We start from the raw sequence: 15,848 nt of genomic DNA, 5'->3' as shown, positions 1-15,848 counted from the left end.
TGGGCTCCGCCGTTGCCCACACTCCGTCATTGCGAGCGGAGCGAAGCAATCCAGAGTGTCTCCGCGGATGCATTTCTGGATTGCTTCGCTCTGCTCGCAATGACGAGTCTGTTGAGGCGTTTGTAGGCAATAGCTCGCGGCGGTCGTCCCGGCGAAGGCCGCGACGACCGCGTCCATTGAGGCGGGCGCGCAGCCTGCCTCACTCCACCCCGATCGTGGTCAGATCCTGGAACCAGTGCTGCGCCTGCACGAACTGCTTGACCTTGGGCGAGAGCGCGTGCGGGTTGGTATCGTGCACCACCCACACGAGCGCGGCGTCGTCGACGATTAGCGCATGCGCCTGGGCCAGAAGCTCGTCCTGCTTGGTGGCATCGAAGGTCTGCTTGGCCTCGTCGATCAGCGCGTCGACCTTCGGGTTCTTGTAGCTGCCCCAGTTGACGCCGACCGGCGCGATCTGGCCGGAATGGAAGAAGCGGACGATCGCGTAGAGCGGGTCCGAGGTGACATAGGCGATGTTGTTGGCGGTGATGCCGGCGTTGATCTCGTCGGCCGCGCCCTTGCGCCAATGTGTGTAGAGTGTCTCGAGCTCGACCACCTTGAAGTCGATCTCGATGCCGATCTCCTTGAAGCTCTGCTGCAAAAATTCGTTCATCGGCAGCGATAGCATCTGGCCGGTGCCGCCCTGCGCGATGATGAAGGTGGCCTTGAGCGGCTTCGCCTTGGAGTAGCCGGCCTCCTCGACCAGCTTCTTCGCCGCAGCGGGATCGTATTTCAGCTCGAAGCTCGGCTTGCCGAACCAGGGGCTCGATGGATCGACCTGGCCCTTGGCGGGCTTTGCGAGGCCATTCATCAGGCCCACCACCGCCTCGCGGTCGATCGCCAGGTTGAGCGCCTTGCGCAGGCGGATGTCGGTCCAGGGCGAGCCCGGCAGCACGCTGAGGTGATAATTCCAGACATGCGGCGTGACGTTGTCGACGAGCTTGATGCCGGCCGCCTTGAGCTGTGGCACGGCGTCCGGCGCCGGCGTCTCGATCAGATCAACCTGGCCGGCGAGCAGCGCGTTGGTGCGCGTCAACGCTTCCGGCATCGGCACCAGCACCAGCTTGTCGACCTTGGGAATCCGCTTCTTGTTCCAGTAGTCCGGATTCTTGCTGAGCTCGGCGAGCTCGCGCGGCACCAGCTTTGTCAATTTGAACGGGCCGGTGCCGGAGGGCTGGCTCGCGAATTTGTCCCAATCCTTGCCGAGCTTCTCGTATTGCGCCGGGCTCGACACCAGGAACCACAGCATCTGATAGGGAAAGAAGGAATCGACCGTCTTGGTAGTGATCTCCACCGTGGAGTCGTCGATCTTGGCGTAGCTCGCGACCGAGGGCAGGCGGGTCTTCACCTGTGCGCTCTGCCGCTTGTCGAATTGCGGCGCCTTGTCGTTGAGCACCTTGTCCAGATTCCAGATCACCGCGTCGGCGTTGAACTCGCTGCCGTCGTGAAACTTCACATCCTTGCGCAACGTGAAGCGCCACTTCTTCTTGTCGGTCTCGTCGACCCTCCATTCGGTGGCGAGGCCCGGCACCAGCTTGCCGGGCCGCTCGGCGACGTCCATCTCCCAGGCGACCAGGGGATCGTAGATCGTGTAGGCCGTGAACTGGTAGGCGCCGGCGCCCCGATCAGGCTGGCCGGTCGTCAGCGGTATGTCCGCCATCGAGATGCCATAGCGCACCACCGTCTCGGCGCCCCCCGGGATTGCGGATAACGCCAGCGCAAGCACGGCGAGACAGGTCGACAGTCGGATACGCATGGTCCAGAGCCCCCGGAAAGAGTTCAAGCGAGAATTCGGGACCAAACTTGCAATCTTGATGCCAGAATAGGCAGCAGGGTGCCTTCGCCGACCTCTCATCACAAGGACTTGTCGTCGCAGGGGCAATTTGAAGAATAAGTTTCCCCATTGGCATAGCCATTGCATACGCTTGCATCAAATTTAGTCATTGAAAGCCGGAAGAGGACTGAGACGATGCTGATCAAGAAAAACAACACCCGCGCGGCGCTGATCGCGTTGCTGGCGCTCGGCAGCGCGGCCGCATGGCCGCGCGTGGCCAGCGCCGAAACCGTGCTGCGCGTCGGCATGACCGCTGCCGATATTCCGCGCACGCTGGGCCAGCCCGACCAGGGTTTTGAGGGCAACCGCTTCACCGGCCTCACCATGTATGACGCGCTGACAGGATGGGACCTGTCCTCGGCCGACAAGGCCAGCGTGGTGATTCCCGGCCTTGCGACCGACTGGAAGGTCGACGATGCCGACAAGACCAAATGGACCTTCAAGCTGCGCCCCGGCGTCACCTTCCATGACGGCTCGCCGTTCAACGCCGATGCCGTGGTGTGGAACGTCGAGAAGGTGCTGAAGCAGGACGCGCCGCAGTTCGACGCCAGCCAGGTCGGCGTCACGGCCTCGCGCATGCCGACGCTCGCCTCCGCCAGGAAGATCGACGACATGACGGTCGAGCTCACCACCAAGGAGCCCGACAGCTTCCTTCCCATCAACCTCACCAATCTCTTCATGGCGAGCCCGGCGAAGTGGCAGCACTTCTATGACAAGGCGGAAGGTGCCGACGCCAAAGCGAAGTCGCAGGCGGCCTGGACCGCGTTCGCCAAGGACGCCGCCGGCACCGGCCCGTGGAAGATGGCGGCCTTCACCCCGCGCGAGCGGCTCGAGCTGGTCAAGAACGCCAGCTATTGGGACAAGGCGCGCGTGCCCAAGGTCGACAAGATGGTGCTGCTGCCGATGCCAGAGGCGAATGCGCGCACCGCAGCGCTGCTCTCCGGCCAGGTCGATTGGGTCGAGGCGCCGGCGCCGGACGCGCTGCCCGAGCTCAAGCAGCGCGGCTTCAAGCTTTACGCCAACGAGCAGCCGCATGTCTGGCCCTGGCAATTCTCGCGCGTCGAAGGTTCGCCCTGGAACGACATCCGCGTGCGCAAGGCCGCAAACCTCTGTGTCGACCGCGAAGGCCTCAAGGACGGCTTGCTTGCAGGGCTGATGGTGCCGGCAACCGGCACGTTCGAGCCCGGCCATCCCTGGCGCGGCAAGCCGACCTTCGAGATCAAGTATGACAAGGCAGCTGCGCAAAAGCTGATGCAGGAGGCCGGCTTTGGTCCGAACAAGAAGCTGACGGTCAAGACCCAGACCTCGGCGTCCGGATCGGGCCAGATGCAGCCGCTGCCGATGAACGAATATCTGCAGCAGGCGTTGGCCGAGTGCTATTTCGACGTGCAGCTCGACGTCATCGAATGGAATACGCTGTTCACCAATTGGCGCCGCGGCGTCAAGGACGCCTCTGCCAACGGCGCGAACGCGACCAACGTTACCTATGCGGCGATGGACCCGTTCTTCGCGCTGGTGCGCTTCCTGCAATCGGGCATGGCGCCGCCGGTCTCGAACAATTGGGGCTTCATCAACAACCCCAAGTTCGACGATCTCGTGAAGAAGGCGCGGCAGACGTTTGATCCAGCCGCACGCGATGCCGCGCTCGCCGAACTGCACGCGGCCTCCGTCGACGACGCAGCCTTCCTCTACGTCGCCCACGACGTCGGCCCCCGCGCCATCAGCCCGAAGGTGACTGGCGTGGTGCAGCCGAAGAGCTGGTTCATCGACTTCTCGCTGGTGTCGATGCAGTAGACTATCGGCTTGCTCAGTGCACCCTCTCCCCCTGTGGGAGAGGGTGGCTTCGCGAAAGCGAAGCCGGGTGAGGGGTATCTCTCCGCGGATGCAGACCCTTCCATTGGTATAATTTCGCCCGCGGAGACGACCCCTCATCCGGCGCTTCGCGCCACCTTCTCCCACAAGGGGAGAAGGAAGAAAGAACGGCAAGTGCTCGCCTATATCGCCAGACGCATCGTCTACGTCATTCCGATCGTCATCAGCGTCGCGCTGGTGTGCTTTCTGCTCGTGCACATCACGCCGGGCGATCCGCTGGTTGCCGTGCTGCCGGCCGATGCGTCGCAGGAGCTCGCGGCGCAGCTGCGCGCCGCCTACGGTTTCGACCGGCCGCTGCCGGTGCAGTTCGGGCTTTGGCTGCTCCGTGCACTTCATGGCGATCTCGGCAATTCCATCGCGACCGGACGCCCCGTGCTCGCCGAAGTCATGCGCGCGGTCAGCAACACCGTCACACTCGCCATCGCTGCCGCCATCATCGGCTTCACGATGGGCATCCTGCTCGGCCTGATCGCCGGCTATTTCCGCGAGACCTGGATCGACAAGCTCGCGACCTCGTTTGCCATCGCCGGCGTCTCGGTGCCGCATTACTGGCTCGGCATGGTGCTCGTCATCATCTTCTCGGTCGAACTGAACTGGCTGCCCGCGGTCGGCGCCGGTCCCGGCGGCTCCGGTGCCTGGGCCTGGGACTGGGCGCATCTGCGCTATCTCGTGCTGCCGGCGATTACGACGTCGGTGATCCCGATGGGCATCGTCACACGCACGGTGCGCGCGCTCACCGGCGATATTCTCTCGCAGGATTTTGTCGAGGCGCTGCGCGCCAAGGGCCTGCATGAGACGGGTGTGTTCCGCCACGTCATCAAGAACGCCGCGCCGACTGCGCTCGCGGTAATGGGGCTTCAGTTGGGGTACATGCTCGGCGGCTCGATCCTGATCGAGACGGTGTTCTCCTGGCCGGGCTCGGGCTTCCTGCTCAATTCGGCGATCTTCCAGCGCGACCTGCCGCTGTTGCAGGGCACGATCCTGGTGTTGGCGCTGTTCTTCGTCTTTCTCAATCTGCTGGTCGACATCGCGCAAGCCGCGATCGACCCGCGCATCAAGCGGGGTTAGCGGGATGAGATCGAGCCCGGCTGCCGCCGCGCAAACGGTGCGCTCCCTCCCCACCTGCGGGGGAGGGTTGGGGAGAGGGTGTCGCCACAAGCGAGAACCCCTGCGTGGAGAAAGCCCTCACCCGGCGCTTCGCGCCGACCTCTCCCGCAAAGCGGGAGAGGTGCACCGCGTCCTGAGCCTGCTCCAATTCAATCAAAATCCATCCGGCTTTAGGCGATGACCGAGCTTCCACTTCAAGCCATCAGCGATGCCGCGCTCCAGGCTGCGCCCGCGACCAAGGCGCGTGGCTATTGGGCGACCGTCGGCCGCCGCATCGCCCGCGACAAGGTCAGCATGGCCTGCGCGTTCGTGCTGCTCTTGATTTTCGTCTCCGCGATCCTCGCGCCCTGGCTCGGGCTGGAAGATCCCTACAAGGGCTCGATGATCCGCCGTCTGCGCCACATCGGCACGATCGGCTATCCGCTCGGCACCGACGAGCTCGGCCGCGACATGCTGGCGCGGCTGATCTATGGCGGGCGGCTGTCGCTCCTCATCGGCATCTTGCCGGTCATCCTCGCGTTCTGCATCGGCACCTCACTCGGCCTCGTCGCCGGCTATGTCGGCGGCAAGCTCAACACCGCGATTATGCGCACCATCGACGTGTTCTACGCCTTCCCCTCCGTGCTGCTCGCCATCGCCATCTCCGGCGCGCTAGGCGCCGGCATCCTCAATTCCATCGTGTCGCTGACCGTCGTGTTCGTGCCGCAGATCACCCGTGTCGCCGAAAGCGTCACCACCGGGGTTCGCAACATGGATTTCGTCGAGGCCGCGCGCGCTTCTGGCGCCTCGCCCTTCACCATCATGCGCGTGCATATCCTCGGCAATGTGCTCGGTTCGATCTTCGTCTACGCAACCAGCCTGATCTCGGTGTCGATGATCCTCGCCGCCGGGCTCTCTTTCCTCGGCCTCGGCACCAAGCCGCCGGAGCCGGAATGGGGCCTGATGCTGAACACGCTGCGCACGGCGATCTACGTCAATCCCTGGGTTGCGGCATTGCCGGGCGCGATGATCTTCGCGGTCTCGATCTGCTTCAACCTGCTCTCGGACGGCCTGCGCAGTGCCATGGACATCAGGAACTAAGAGATGATGAGAGACGTTGCGGCATGGGCGGTGCACACCTCTCCCGAAGGGAGAGGTCGGATCGCATCGCAAGATGCGATCCGGGTGAGGGGTGACGCTCCACTGAGGGTGCCGCGCCCCCTCACTCGCGCCTTTGGCGCGACCTCTCCCCGATGGGGAGAGGTGAAGGACAGCGGCCATGACAACTGAACCAATCGCCATGCTGGAGCCAGTCGAGGACCGTGGCGGCGTTGCGCAGCCGCTGCTTCAGGTCAACGGCCTGACCAAGCACTTTCCGGTGCGCGGCGGGCTGTTTGCCGCAAAACGCACTGTACGCGCCGTCGACGATGTCTCGTTCTCCGTTGCCAAGGGCGAGACCGTCGGCATCGTCGGCGAGTCCGGCTGCGGCAAGTCGACCACCGCGCGGCTTCTGATGCACCTGATGCCGCGCGACACCGGCGACATCATCTATGACGGCATGAGCGTCGGCCAGTCCTTGTCGCTGCGCGAATTGCGCCGCGGCATGCAGATGGTGTTTCAGGATTCCTACGCCTCGCTTAATCCGCGCCTCACCATCGAGGAATCGATCGCGTTCGGCCCGAAGGTCCACGGCATGGCCGATGGTGCCGCGCGCGCGCTGGCGCGCGAGCTGCTCGGCAAGGTGGGCTTGGTGCCTGCAAACTTCGCCAACCGCTACCCGCACGAGATTTCCGGCGGGCAGCGCCAGCGCGTCAACATCGCGCGTGCGCTGGCGCTGTCGCCGCGGCTGGTGATCCTCGACGAGGCGGTCTCCGCGCTCGACAAATCGGTCGAGGCGCAGGTGCTCAATTTGCTCGCTGATCTCAAGCGCGAGTTCGGCCTGACTTATCTCTTCATCAGCCACGACCTCAATGTCGTGCGCTACATCTCGGACCGCGTGCTGGTGATGTATCTCGGCGAGGTCGTCGAGCTCGGCCCGGTCGACCAGGTCTGGGACCAGCCGGCGCATCCCTACACACGAGCGCTGCTGGCCGCGATGCCATCCTCCGATCCGGACCGGCGCACCGAGACGCCGCCGATCACGGGCGATCCGCCCAATCCGATCGATCCGCCGCCGGGTTGCCGCTTCCACACCCGTTGCCCGTTTGCGGAGCCGCTCTGCGCAAATGCCACGCCAAAACTCACCGCGCTCGATACAATGGGCCACGAGGCCGCGTGCTACATGGCGATCCCAGGTTCAGGCCACAGCCGCGCGCCAAGAGGGGAAACCGCATGACGAGACCGACGACAAAAGAGATCAAGGCGACGGCGCAGGTCGCCGGTGTTCCCGTCGACGACGAGATCGCGACGCGCATCTCCAATTCCATCGGGCCCGCTTTCGAGGGCTTTGCGGCCATCGCCGGCACGCTGCCGTTCGACCTCGAGCCGGCTTCTTACGTGCTCGCGCAGGCCGAGAAGGTGTCGAAATGAGCACCGAACCCGCCTTGATGACGCTCACCGAGGTCGCGCGTGCGATCGCGATGAAGCAGGTGTCCTCGCACGAGGTGACGCGCGCGCTGCTGCACCGCATCGCGCAATGGCAGCCGCATCTCAACGCCTTCATGTCGATCGAATCCGAGGCCGCGCTGAAGGCGGCCGATGCCGCCGACGCCGAGCTCGCCAAAGGCGAGGTGCGCGGTCCGCTGCACGGCGTGCCGCTCGCGCACAAGGACATGTATTACGACGCCGGAAAAATCGCGACCTGCGGCTCGCTGATCCGCCGCGATTTCGTGGCGACGACAACCTCAACGGCCTTGCAGCGCTTGAAGGACGCCGGTCAGATCCGGCTCGGCACGTTGCATCTGGCCGAATTCGCCTATGGCCCGACCGGCCACAACGCCCATTATGGCCCGGTGCGCAATCCCTGGAATGTCGCGCACATCACCGGCGGCTCGTCGTCTGGCTCCGGCTCGTCGGTCGCGGCGCGACTGACCTATGCGGCGCTCGGCTCGGATACCGGTGGCTCGATCCGCATGCCCGCGCATTTCTGCGGCGTCACGGGACTGAAGACCACCTGGAGCCGTGTCAGCCGCGCCGGCGCGATGCCGCTGTCGCAGTCGCTCGATACTGTCGGCCCGCTCGCTCGCTCCGCCGAAGATTGCGCGCTGCTGTTGGCATTGATGGCCGGTCCTGATCTGGAGGACTCCACCGCGAGCCATGCGCCGCTGTCGGACTATGTCGGCGCGACCAAGGGATCGCTGAAGGGCCTGAAGATTGGCGTGCCTGCGTCCTTCTATGTCGACGATCTCGATGCCGAGGTCGCGCGCGTGCTGGATGAGACCATCGCCGTGCTCAAGCGCGAAGGCGCCGACATCGTCACGGTCGAATTGCCGGACCAGCGGCAATTGTCGTCGGCGAGCCAGCTCGTGCTCGCGGCCGAAGCCGCCGCCTTCCACAAGCGCTGGATGATCGAACGCCCGCAGGATTATAGCCCGCAGGTCCTGATGCGGCTTCAGAACGGCCTCGCCGTTCCCGCCATCACCTATCTTGAGGCGATGCGCTGGCGCGGGCCGGCGCTTGCCGCGCACAATGCGGCCACGGCCGGCGTCGATGCGGTGATCGCTCCGGCTTCTCCGGTGTCGGCGCCGACGATCGAGGAAAGCGATGTCGGCGGCGGGCCGAACGCGCCGGCGGTGTTGCAGCGGCTGACGCTGTTCACCCGTCCCGTCAACTATCTCGGCCTGCCGTCGCTCACTGTGCCGTCCGGTTTCACCAGGAGCGGCCTGCCGATCGGCATGCAGCTGATCGGCCGTTCCTTCGACGAGGCGACCTTGCTCACCATCGGCGCCGCGTTCCAGCGCGCCACCGATTATCACGACCGGATACCAAAACTGCCGTCATGACAAAGCTCGTCGACATCTCAGGCCTCAACATCCGCTTCACCGGCGAGCGCACGGTCTACGCCGTGAACGATCTCAGTCTTTCCCTCGGCGATGGCGAGGTGCTGGGCCTGCTCGGCGAATCCGGTTCGGGCAAGAGCGTGACGCTGCGCGCGCTGATGCGGCTGCTGCCGAAGAAGCGCACGCAGATCTCGGGCCGCGTCAATGTGCTGGGCCGCGACGTGATCGCCATGAATGACGAGGAGCTCTCGTCCTTCCGCGGCCAGACGGTGTCGATGATCTTTCAGGAGCCCGCACTCGCGCTCGATCCGGTCTACACCATCGGCGCGCAGATCGCCGAAAGCGTGGTGCGCCACGAAGGCAAGAGTTTTGCGGAGGCGCGCGCGAGAGCGCTGGAGATGCTCGAGGTGGTGCGCATTCCGTCCGCGAGGCGACGGCTCGATGCCTATCCGCACGAGATGTCAGGCGGCATGCGCCAGCGCGCGATGATCGCGCTTGCGCTTGCCTGCCGGCCAAAGATCCTGCTCGCGGACGAACCGACCACCGCGCTGGACGCCACCGTGCAGATCCAGATCCTCTTGCTCTTGCGCGAATTGCAGCGCGAGTTCGGCATGTCCGTCATCTTCGTCACCCACGACATCGGCGTCGCCATCGAGATCTGCGACCGCGTCGCGGTGATGTATGCCGGGCAGATCGTGGAGCAGGGCAGCTTGCGCGACATCGTCCGTTCGCCGGTGCACCCCTACGCAAAGGGCCTGCTCGCCTCCACCATCAACGGCGCCAAGCGCGGGCAGCGGCTCGAAACCATCCCCGGCACCCCGCCATCACTGGCCGAGAAGCCGCACAACTGCTCCTTCGCCCCGCGCTGCACGGTGGCCCAGCCGCGCTGCCTCGAGCAACTGCCGCCGAACGTGGTGGTCGGGCCGGGACGGGCGGCGCGGTGCGTGAACGCGGAGGCGATGGCGGCCTCGTAATCGGGGAGCATTCAGACCCCATTCATCCCGGTTCCGGTTCCATGGCGCGTTCACGGAGAGGGACCTCACTTATGTACATTTCCAACGAAGGCCTGCTTGTCATCCTGTTCGTCGGCCTGGTGGCCGGCTGGCTGGCCGGCAAGGTGGTGCGCGGAACCGGGTTCGGGATCATCGGCGACATCGCGGTCGGCATCGCAGGCGCGCTGGTCGCGAGCTTTTTGTTTCCGAAACTCGGCATTCACATCGGCACTGGGCTGATTTCCGAGATCGTCTATTCCGCCATCGGCGCGGTCATCCTGCTGCTGGTGGTGCGGCTGGTGCGCGGCGGCGGCCGGTTCTAGCGGCACCCCGGGGTCAGTTGATCCAATTTTCGACCTCTCCTCGCCCGGGGGGAGGTGACATGTCTGCAAGAAAAAGCCGCAAGACTGTGAGAATCCGGATTTGCGTGCGAGGCAGGTCGGGGTAGATGTGGGTCACAGAGGTCCCGGATTATTCGACTGCGTTGGGCGACGAGCGCAAACGCGATATTAATCCGGGTCGATTACCTCTGAATTCGCCTTTGAAATCAGGGGCTTTGGCCCCCACCCGAAAGAGACCAGACTGATGGCAGCCGTTCCCGGCCTCCGCCGTTCAGAGCTCGGTGACGCGCTGCGCGCCTGTCGTGCGGCGTTCGTCGGCGTCGGCTTGATGAGCTGCATGATCAACCTGCTTTACCTCACCGGGTCGATCTTCATGCTGGAGGTCTATGACCGCGTGCTGCCGAGCCGCAGCATCCCGACGCTGGTCGGCCTGATCGTTTTGGCCAGCGGCCTTTACATGGCGCAGGGCGTGCTCGACATGATCCGCAACCGCATCCTGGGACGGGTCGGAACCACGCTCGATGAAGCCCTGAACAGGCGCGTATTCGACACCATCGTGCGTCTGCCGCTGCTGGTCGGCAGCCGCAATGAAGGTCTTCAACCGCTGCGCGACCTCGACAATGTCCGCTCCTTCCTCGGCGGCATGGGACCGAGCGCGTTCTTCGATCTGCCGTGGCTGCCGCTCTATCTCGCCATCTGCTTCGCTTTCCACGTCATGATCGGCGTCACTGCGCTGATCGGCGCCATCATCCTGGTCGGACTGACCCTGGTCACCGAATTCATGTCCCGCCAGCCGGCGCGCGAGGCAATGGGGCTCGCTGCGCAGCGCAACGACATTGCCCAATCCAGCCGCCGCAACGCCGAAGTATTGGTGTCGATGGGCATGGCCGGGCGGCTGAACCAGCGTTGGAGCGAAGCCAACGAAAAATATCTCGCCGGCAATCAGCGCGCCAGCGACGTCGCCGGCGGTCTTGGCGCGGTCGCCAAAGTGCTGCGCATGATGCTGCAATCGGCCGTGCTCGCGGTCGGCGCCTATCTCGTCATCCACCAGGAGGCGACCGCTGGCATCATCATCGCGGGCTCGATCCTCTCGGCGCGTGCACTGGCGCCGGTCGATCTGGCGATCGCGCATTGGAAATCCTTCGTCGCGGCGCGCCAGAGCTGGCAGCGCCTCAGCCGTCTTCTGGAGCAGATGCCGGCGCAGGGGGTGCCGACCCAGTTGCAGGCGCCCACCAGCCGCCTTTCGGTCGAAGGCGTCGCCATGGTGCCGCCCGGCGATCAGCGTCTCATCGTCCAGGACGTCACCTTTGCGCTTGATGCCGGCAACGGCCTCGGCGTGATCGGGCCGAGCGGCTCCGGCAAGTCGTCGCTGATCCGCGCACTCGTCGGCGTCTGGCAGCCGGTGCGTGGCAAGGTGAGGCTCGACGGTGCGGCGCTCGACCAATGGTCGTCCGACATGCTCGGCCGTCATATCGGCTACCTGCCGCAGGACGTCGAATTGTTCGGCGGCACCATCGCGCAGAACATCAGCCGCTTCGATCCCGAAGCCAGCTCCGATGGCATCATCGCCGCGGCCAAGGAGGCCGGCGTGCACGAAATGATCATCAAGATGCGCGAGGGCTACAATACGCAGGTCGGCGAGCAGGGCGCCTCACTCTCCGCGGGCCAGGCGCAGCGCGTGGCGCTGGCGCGCGCGCTTTACGGCAATCCATTCCTGATCGTGCTCGACGAGCCCAACTCCAACCTCGACACCGAAGGCGACGAGGCGCTGACACGCGCCATCCGCTCTTCACGTGAGCGCGGCGCCATCGTCGTCGTGGTGGCGCACCGGCCGATCGGCGTCGAGGCGGTCGACCAGATCCTGGTGCTGCGCGACGGCCGCATGCAGGCCTTCGGGCCAAAGGAGCAGATCCTCGCCCAGGTGCTCCAGCCGCGCGTGACGCCGCCGGCGCCGATCAAGATCGTCAGCGAAGGCGGAGTGGCCAAACCATGAGCACGATGGCGATTGGCGGCGGCAAGCCCGCCGCGAAAAGAAGCGTCCGAGAGTCGATCCGGTTTCACCTGATCCTCGGCCTCGCGATCGTGCTCGTCCTGGCCGTCGGTCTGGGCGGCTGGTCCTCCACCGTACTGATCTCCGGCGCACTGATCGCGCCGGGTCAGATCGTGGTCGAATCCAACGTCAAGAAGGTGCAGCATCCGACCGGCGGCGTGGTCGGCGAATTGCGCGCCCGCGACGGCGATTTGGTCAAGGCCGGCGACATCGTGGTGCGGCTCGACGACACCGTCACCAAGGCCAACCTGGCCATCGTCACCAAGAATCTCGACGCGGCGCAGGTGCGCGCGGCGCGACTCCAGGCCGAGCAGCGCGGGATCGACAAGATCGATTTCCCGCAATCGCTGCTTGACCGCAGCAACGATCCCGACGTCAAGACGCTGCTCTCCGCCGAAACCAAGCTGTTCGACGTCCGCGTCAATGGCCGCGCGGGCCAGAAGGCGCAGCTTCGCGAGCGCATCCAGCAGCTCAACGAGGAGATCGAGGGTCTCTCCGCGCAGGAGCGGGCCAAGGACAAGGAAATCTCGCTGGTGCAGCAGGAGCTCATCGGCGTGCGCGATCTCTATGAGAAGCACCTGGTGCAGATATCGCGCCTGACCACGCTCGAGCGCGATAGCGCCCGCCTCAACGGCGAGCGCGCGCAGTACATCGCCTCGCGGGCGCAGGCCAAGGGCAAGATCACCGAGACCGAGCTCCAGATCATCCAGGTCGACAAGGACATGGTCAGCGAGGTCTCCAAGGACCTGCGCGAGACCAACGACAAGATCGGCGAATTGATCGAGCGCAAGGTCGCCGCCGAGGATCAGCTCCGCCGCGTCGACATCCGCGCGCCGCAGGACGGCATGGTGCTGCAATCGACCGTTCATACCGTCGGCGGCGTCGTTACCGCCGGCGACGCCCTCATGCTGATCGTACCGCAGACCGACGACCTCCAGGTCGAGGCCAAGGTCAATCCGGTCGATATCGACAAGCTCCAGATCGGCCAGAAGACGCTGCTGCGCCTCTCCGCCTTCAACCAGCGCACCACGCCCGAGCTTAGCGGTGTCGTCAGCCGTGTCTCGCCCGACGTCACCACCGATCAGCGCACGGGCCAGAGCTACTACACCATCCGCGTCTCGATGCCGGCGGAAGAGGTTGCCCGCCTCGGCGACGTCAGGATGATCCCCGGCATGCCGGTGGAAGCCTTCGTCCAGACCGGCGACCGCACCATGCTGTCCTATTTGATGAAGCCGCTGCACGACCAGTTCATGCGGGCATTCCGCGAGAAGTGACGCGCGAAAGCGCGTCGTCTCCACCGTCATTGCGAGCGCAGCGAAGCAATCCAGATCTTGTAGGGGGGCAAAGGCGCGAGCGCCGTGCCCACCATCTTTGTGCGACAATCACGATGGTGGGCACGCTTCGCTTTGCCCACCCTACGCTTCCTCGTTCTCTGGTATAGTTCGACCCCACGCAGCCAGCCCAACAACCCGGCGTCGAACAATGCAGTCCATCCAGACCCTACCGCCCATCGCCACCGAAGCCTTCACCGATGTGGCCGCGGCCGTCGCCCGCCTCGAGGAGATCTACGAGCGCAACACCAAATTCCTGCGCGACCGGTTCGAGGCCTATGTCAATGGTGAAGCGATCGCGACGCGCGTGCGGGCCTACTATCCCTTCGTCCGTGTCACGACGGCGACCTATGCGCGGCTGGACTCGCGTCTTTCCTATGGCTTCGTCGCCCGGCCGGGCGTGCATGAAACCAGCGTGACGCGGCCGGACCTGTTCCGGACCTATCTCACCGAGCAGATCGGGTTGTTGATCCAGAACCACGGCGTACCAGTCGAGATCGGCGAATCCGGCGAGCCGATTCCCGTCCACTTCGCCTATCGCCGCGACATCAACATCGAAGCTGCCATCACCACCAGCGAGAACTCGCCCGTCACGCACTCGCTGCGCGACGCGTTCGACGTACCCGATCTCGCCACCATGGACGATGCGATTGCCGACGGCACTTTCGAGCTGCAGCCGGGCGCGCCCGAGCCGCTCGCGCTGTTTCGTGCCGCACGCGTCGACTATTCGTTGCGCCGGCTCTACCATTACACGGGCACCGATCCCGAGCATTTCCAGAATTTCGTGATTTTCACCAATTACCAGTTCTATGTCGATGCTTTCGCGCAGCTCTGCCAGCAGCGGCTTCAGTCGGGCGAGGTCGGTCTCGAAGCCTTCGTCGCACCCGGCAACGTGATCACCTGCAATGGCGGCGCGACGACCGGAGTAGTGCCCGCGCGCGCGCCGCAGATGCCGGCGTTCCATCTGGTCGCGCCCGGCTATCGCGGCATCAGCCTGATCAATATCGGCACTGGTCCGTCAAACGCGCGGAACGTCACCGACCACGTCGCCGTGCTGCGGCCGCATGCCTGGCTGATGCTCGGTCATTGCGCGGGCTTGCGCAATACGCAGCGCCTCGGTGATTACGTGCTGGCGCATGGCTATGTGCGTGAGGACCACGTGCTTGATCGCGAGCTGCCGCTCTGGGTGCCGATCCCGGCGCTTGCGGAGATGCAGGTCGCGCTCGAGGAGGCGGTCGAGGACGTCACCGGGCTGGAGGGTTTCGAGCTCAAGCGTCTGATGCGCACCGGCACCGTCGCCAGCGTCGACAACCGCAACTGGGAGATCAGCGGACCCGAGGTCATTCGCCGCCTGTCGCAATCGCGCGCGGTCGCGCTCGACATGGAATCGGCCGCGATCGCCGCCAACGGCTATCGCTTCCGCGTTCCCTACGGCACGCTCCTTTGCGTCTCCGACAAGCCGCTGCACGGCGAGATCAAGCTCGCAGGCATGGCCAGCGAATTCTACCGCCGCCGTGTCGGCCAGCATCTCGAGATCGGCCTCAAGGCGCTGGAGCGGCTCAAGCAGCAGGAGTCGGAGCGTCTGCATTCGCGAAAGCTCCGCAGTTTCGCCGAGGTGGCGTTTCAGTAGGGTGCGCTCCCGTCGGTTTGCTGCTGACAGGGGCGGAGATTTTCAGCATTGTCGGCGCGGGGCCGACCGGACTGCTTTGGATGCCGTTGACGCGCGACAGGATTATTGGCCATGACCTCGAACGGCTGGCTTTCCGCTTCACCATGCTGGACGGTGGCGACGTCGTGCATTGCCAGATCAGCGATGCCGCAATGGACGAGCTCGCGGGCATGCAGGGCACCGAAGGCAGCGCGCGGCAGGCGCAGTTCCTGTCCTTGCGCGAGACCATCGAGCGTATCGCCTCAGATCTCTACGACGAGGCGCCGCGGTTCAAAGGCTACGTGGTGCGGATTTTCATGAGGCATTTGGGGCGGTAGTGTCGATCGTCGCGGCGGACACAGACTCTTTTCCGTCATCCTGAGGTGCGAGACACGTGGCGCAACGCGCCGCATGGGGAGCACCTCAGATCCTATGGGTGGCGGGTGGTCAGGAGAGGTAGGATTAGATTGCAAACCATCCAGCCTCGGAGGACCAAGATGATCAAGCTCGATCGCACTGAGACACCCGCCGCAGCGGAGCATGCCACGGTTTATCTGGCTTTTGAACTGAGCCAAGCGAAATGGAAGCTCGGCGTGTTGCTGCCGGGATCGCAGAAGCTGAGCCGCTATACGATCGGTGGCGGCGACCTGGCCGCCTTGACGGCCCGGCTTGCCGACATGCGCAAGAAGGCGGCCGCAGATGGCCGGCCGGTACGTG

At 64.9% G+C, this 15,848-nt stretch carries 13 protein-coding genes and 1 pseudogene; 13 read left to right on the top strand and 1 reads right to left on the bottom strand.

The genetic code is table 11. From position 1 onward, the window contains the following. Window positions 1-199: 199 nt before the first annotated feature. Window positions 200-1,795 carry an ABC transporter substrate-binding protein gene (locus tag IVA82_RS07640; protein ID WP_247387641.1) on the bottom strand — a complete coding sequence of 532 codons (1,596 nt, stop codon included), beginning with the start codon at window positions 1,793-1,795 and terminating at the stop codon, window positions 200-202. Window positions 1,796-2,008: 213 nt separating this feature from the next. Here IVA82_RS07640 and IVA82_RS07635 point away from each other — a divergent pair, with 213 nt between their 5' ends. The 13 genes and pseudogenes from IVA82_RS07635 to IVA82_RS07575 form a co-directional block, all read left to right on the top strand. Beyond that, window positions 2,009-3,667: an ABC transporter substrate-binding protein gene (locus IVA82_RS07635; RefSeq protein ID WP_247387640.1), complete on the top strand. Its 1,659-nt coding sequence runs from the start codon at window positions 2,009-2,011 to the stop codon at window positions 3,665-3,667. A gap of 192 nt (window positions 3,668-3,859) precedes the next feature. Next, complete coding sequence (locus IVA82_RS07630) at window positions 3,860-4,813, top strand: ABC transporter permease (protein WP_247387639.1); 954 nt, start codon at window positions 3,860-3,862, stop codon at window positions 4,811-4,813. A gap of 216 nt (window positions 4,814-5,029) precedes the next feature. Further along, window positions 5,030-5,932: an ABC transporter permease gene (locus IVA82_RS07625; protein ID WP_247387637.1), complete on the top strand. Its 903-nt coding sequence runs from the start codon at window positions 5,030-5,032 to the stop codon at window positions 5,930-5,932. A gap of 178 nt (window positions 5,933-6,110) precedes the next feature. Then, window positions 6,111-7,166 (top strand): ABC transporter ATP-binding protein, encoded by a 1,056-nt coding sequence (locus IVA82_RS07620; protein WP_247387636.1) that lies wholly within the window; start codon window positions 6,111-6,113, stop codon window positions 7,164-7,166. Next, window positions 7,163-7,360 carry a hypothetical protein gene (locus IVA82_RS07615; protein ID WP_247387635.1) on the top strand — a complete coding sequence of 66 codons (198 nt, stop codon included), beginning with the start codon at window positions 7,163-7,165 and terminating at the stop codon, window positions 7,358-7,360. The genes IVA82_RS07620 and IVA82_RS07615 overlap by 4 nt, the downstream gene beginning before the upstream one ends. Continuing rightward, window positions 7,357-8,772, top strand: a complete 1,416-nt coding sequence (locus tag IVA82_RS07610; RefSeq protein WP_247387633.1) for an amidase — start codon at window positions 7,357-7,359, stop codon at window positions 8,770-8,772. The genes IVA82_RS07615 and IVA82_RS07610 overlap by 4 nt, the downstream gene beginning before the upstream one ends. Beyond that, window positions 8,769-9,743: an ABC transporter ATP-binding protein gene (locus IVA82_RS07605; RefSeq protein ID WP_247387632.1), complete on the top strand. Its 975-nt coding sequence runs from the start codon at window positions 8,769-8,771 to the stop codon at window positions 9,741-9,743. The genes IVA82_RS07610 and IVA82_RS07605 overlap by 4 nt, the downstream gene beginning before the upstream one ends. A gap of 71 nt (window positions 9,744-9,814) precedes the next feature. Next, complete coding sequence (locus IVA82_RS07600) at window positions 9,815-10,084, top strand: GlsB/YeaQ/YmgE family stress response membrane protein (protein WP_247387631.1); 270 nt, start codon at window positions 9,815-9,817, stop codon at window positions 10,082-10,084. A gap of 262 nt (window positions 10,085-10,346) precedes the next feature. Then, window positions 10,347-12,095, top strand: a complete 1,749-nt coding sequence (locus IVA82_RS07595) for a type I secretion system permease/ATPase (RefSeq protein ID WP_247387630.1) — start codon at window positions 10,347-10,349, stop codon at window positions 12,093-12,095. Further along, window positions 12,092-13,426 carry an HlyD family type I secretion periplasmic adaptor subunit gene (locus IVA82_RS07590; RefSeq protein WP_247387629.1) on the top strand — a complete coding sequence of 445 codons (1,335 nt, stop codon included), beginning with the start codon at window positions 12,092-12,094 and terminating at the stop codon, window positions 13,424-13,426. Before IVA82_RS07595 ends, IVA82_RS07590 begins: the two co-directional genes overlap by 4 nt. A gap of 208 nt (window positions 13,427-13,634) precedes the next feature. Further along, window positions 13,635-15,113 (top strand): AMP nucleosidase, encoded by a 1,479-nt coding sequence (locus tag IVA82_RS07585; RefSeq protein WP_247387628.1) that lies wholly within the window; start codon window positions 13,635-13,637, stop codon window positions 15,111-15,113. Window positions 15,114-15,193: 80 nt separating this feature from the next. Next, on the top strand, window positions 15,194-15,469 hold the full coding sequence (locus IVA82_RS07580) for a DUF1488 family protein (protein ID WP_148738872.1): 276 nt from the start codon (window positions 15,194-15,196) through the stop codon (window positions 15,467-15,469). A 159-nt stretch (window positions 15,470-15,628) separates the two neighbouring features. Further along, a pseudogene (locus tag IVA82_RS07575) lies at window positions 15,629-15,848 on the top strand (hypothetical protein); the annotation flags it as partial.

It is taken from the genome of Bradyrhizobium sp. 142, from assembly GCF_023074015.1.
Classification (GTDB): domain Bacteria; phylum Pseudomonadota; class Alphaproteobacteria; order Rhizobiales; family Xanthobacteraceae; genus Bradyrhizobium.
This window is presented reverse-complemented; position numbering and strand designations above follow the sequence as displayed.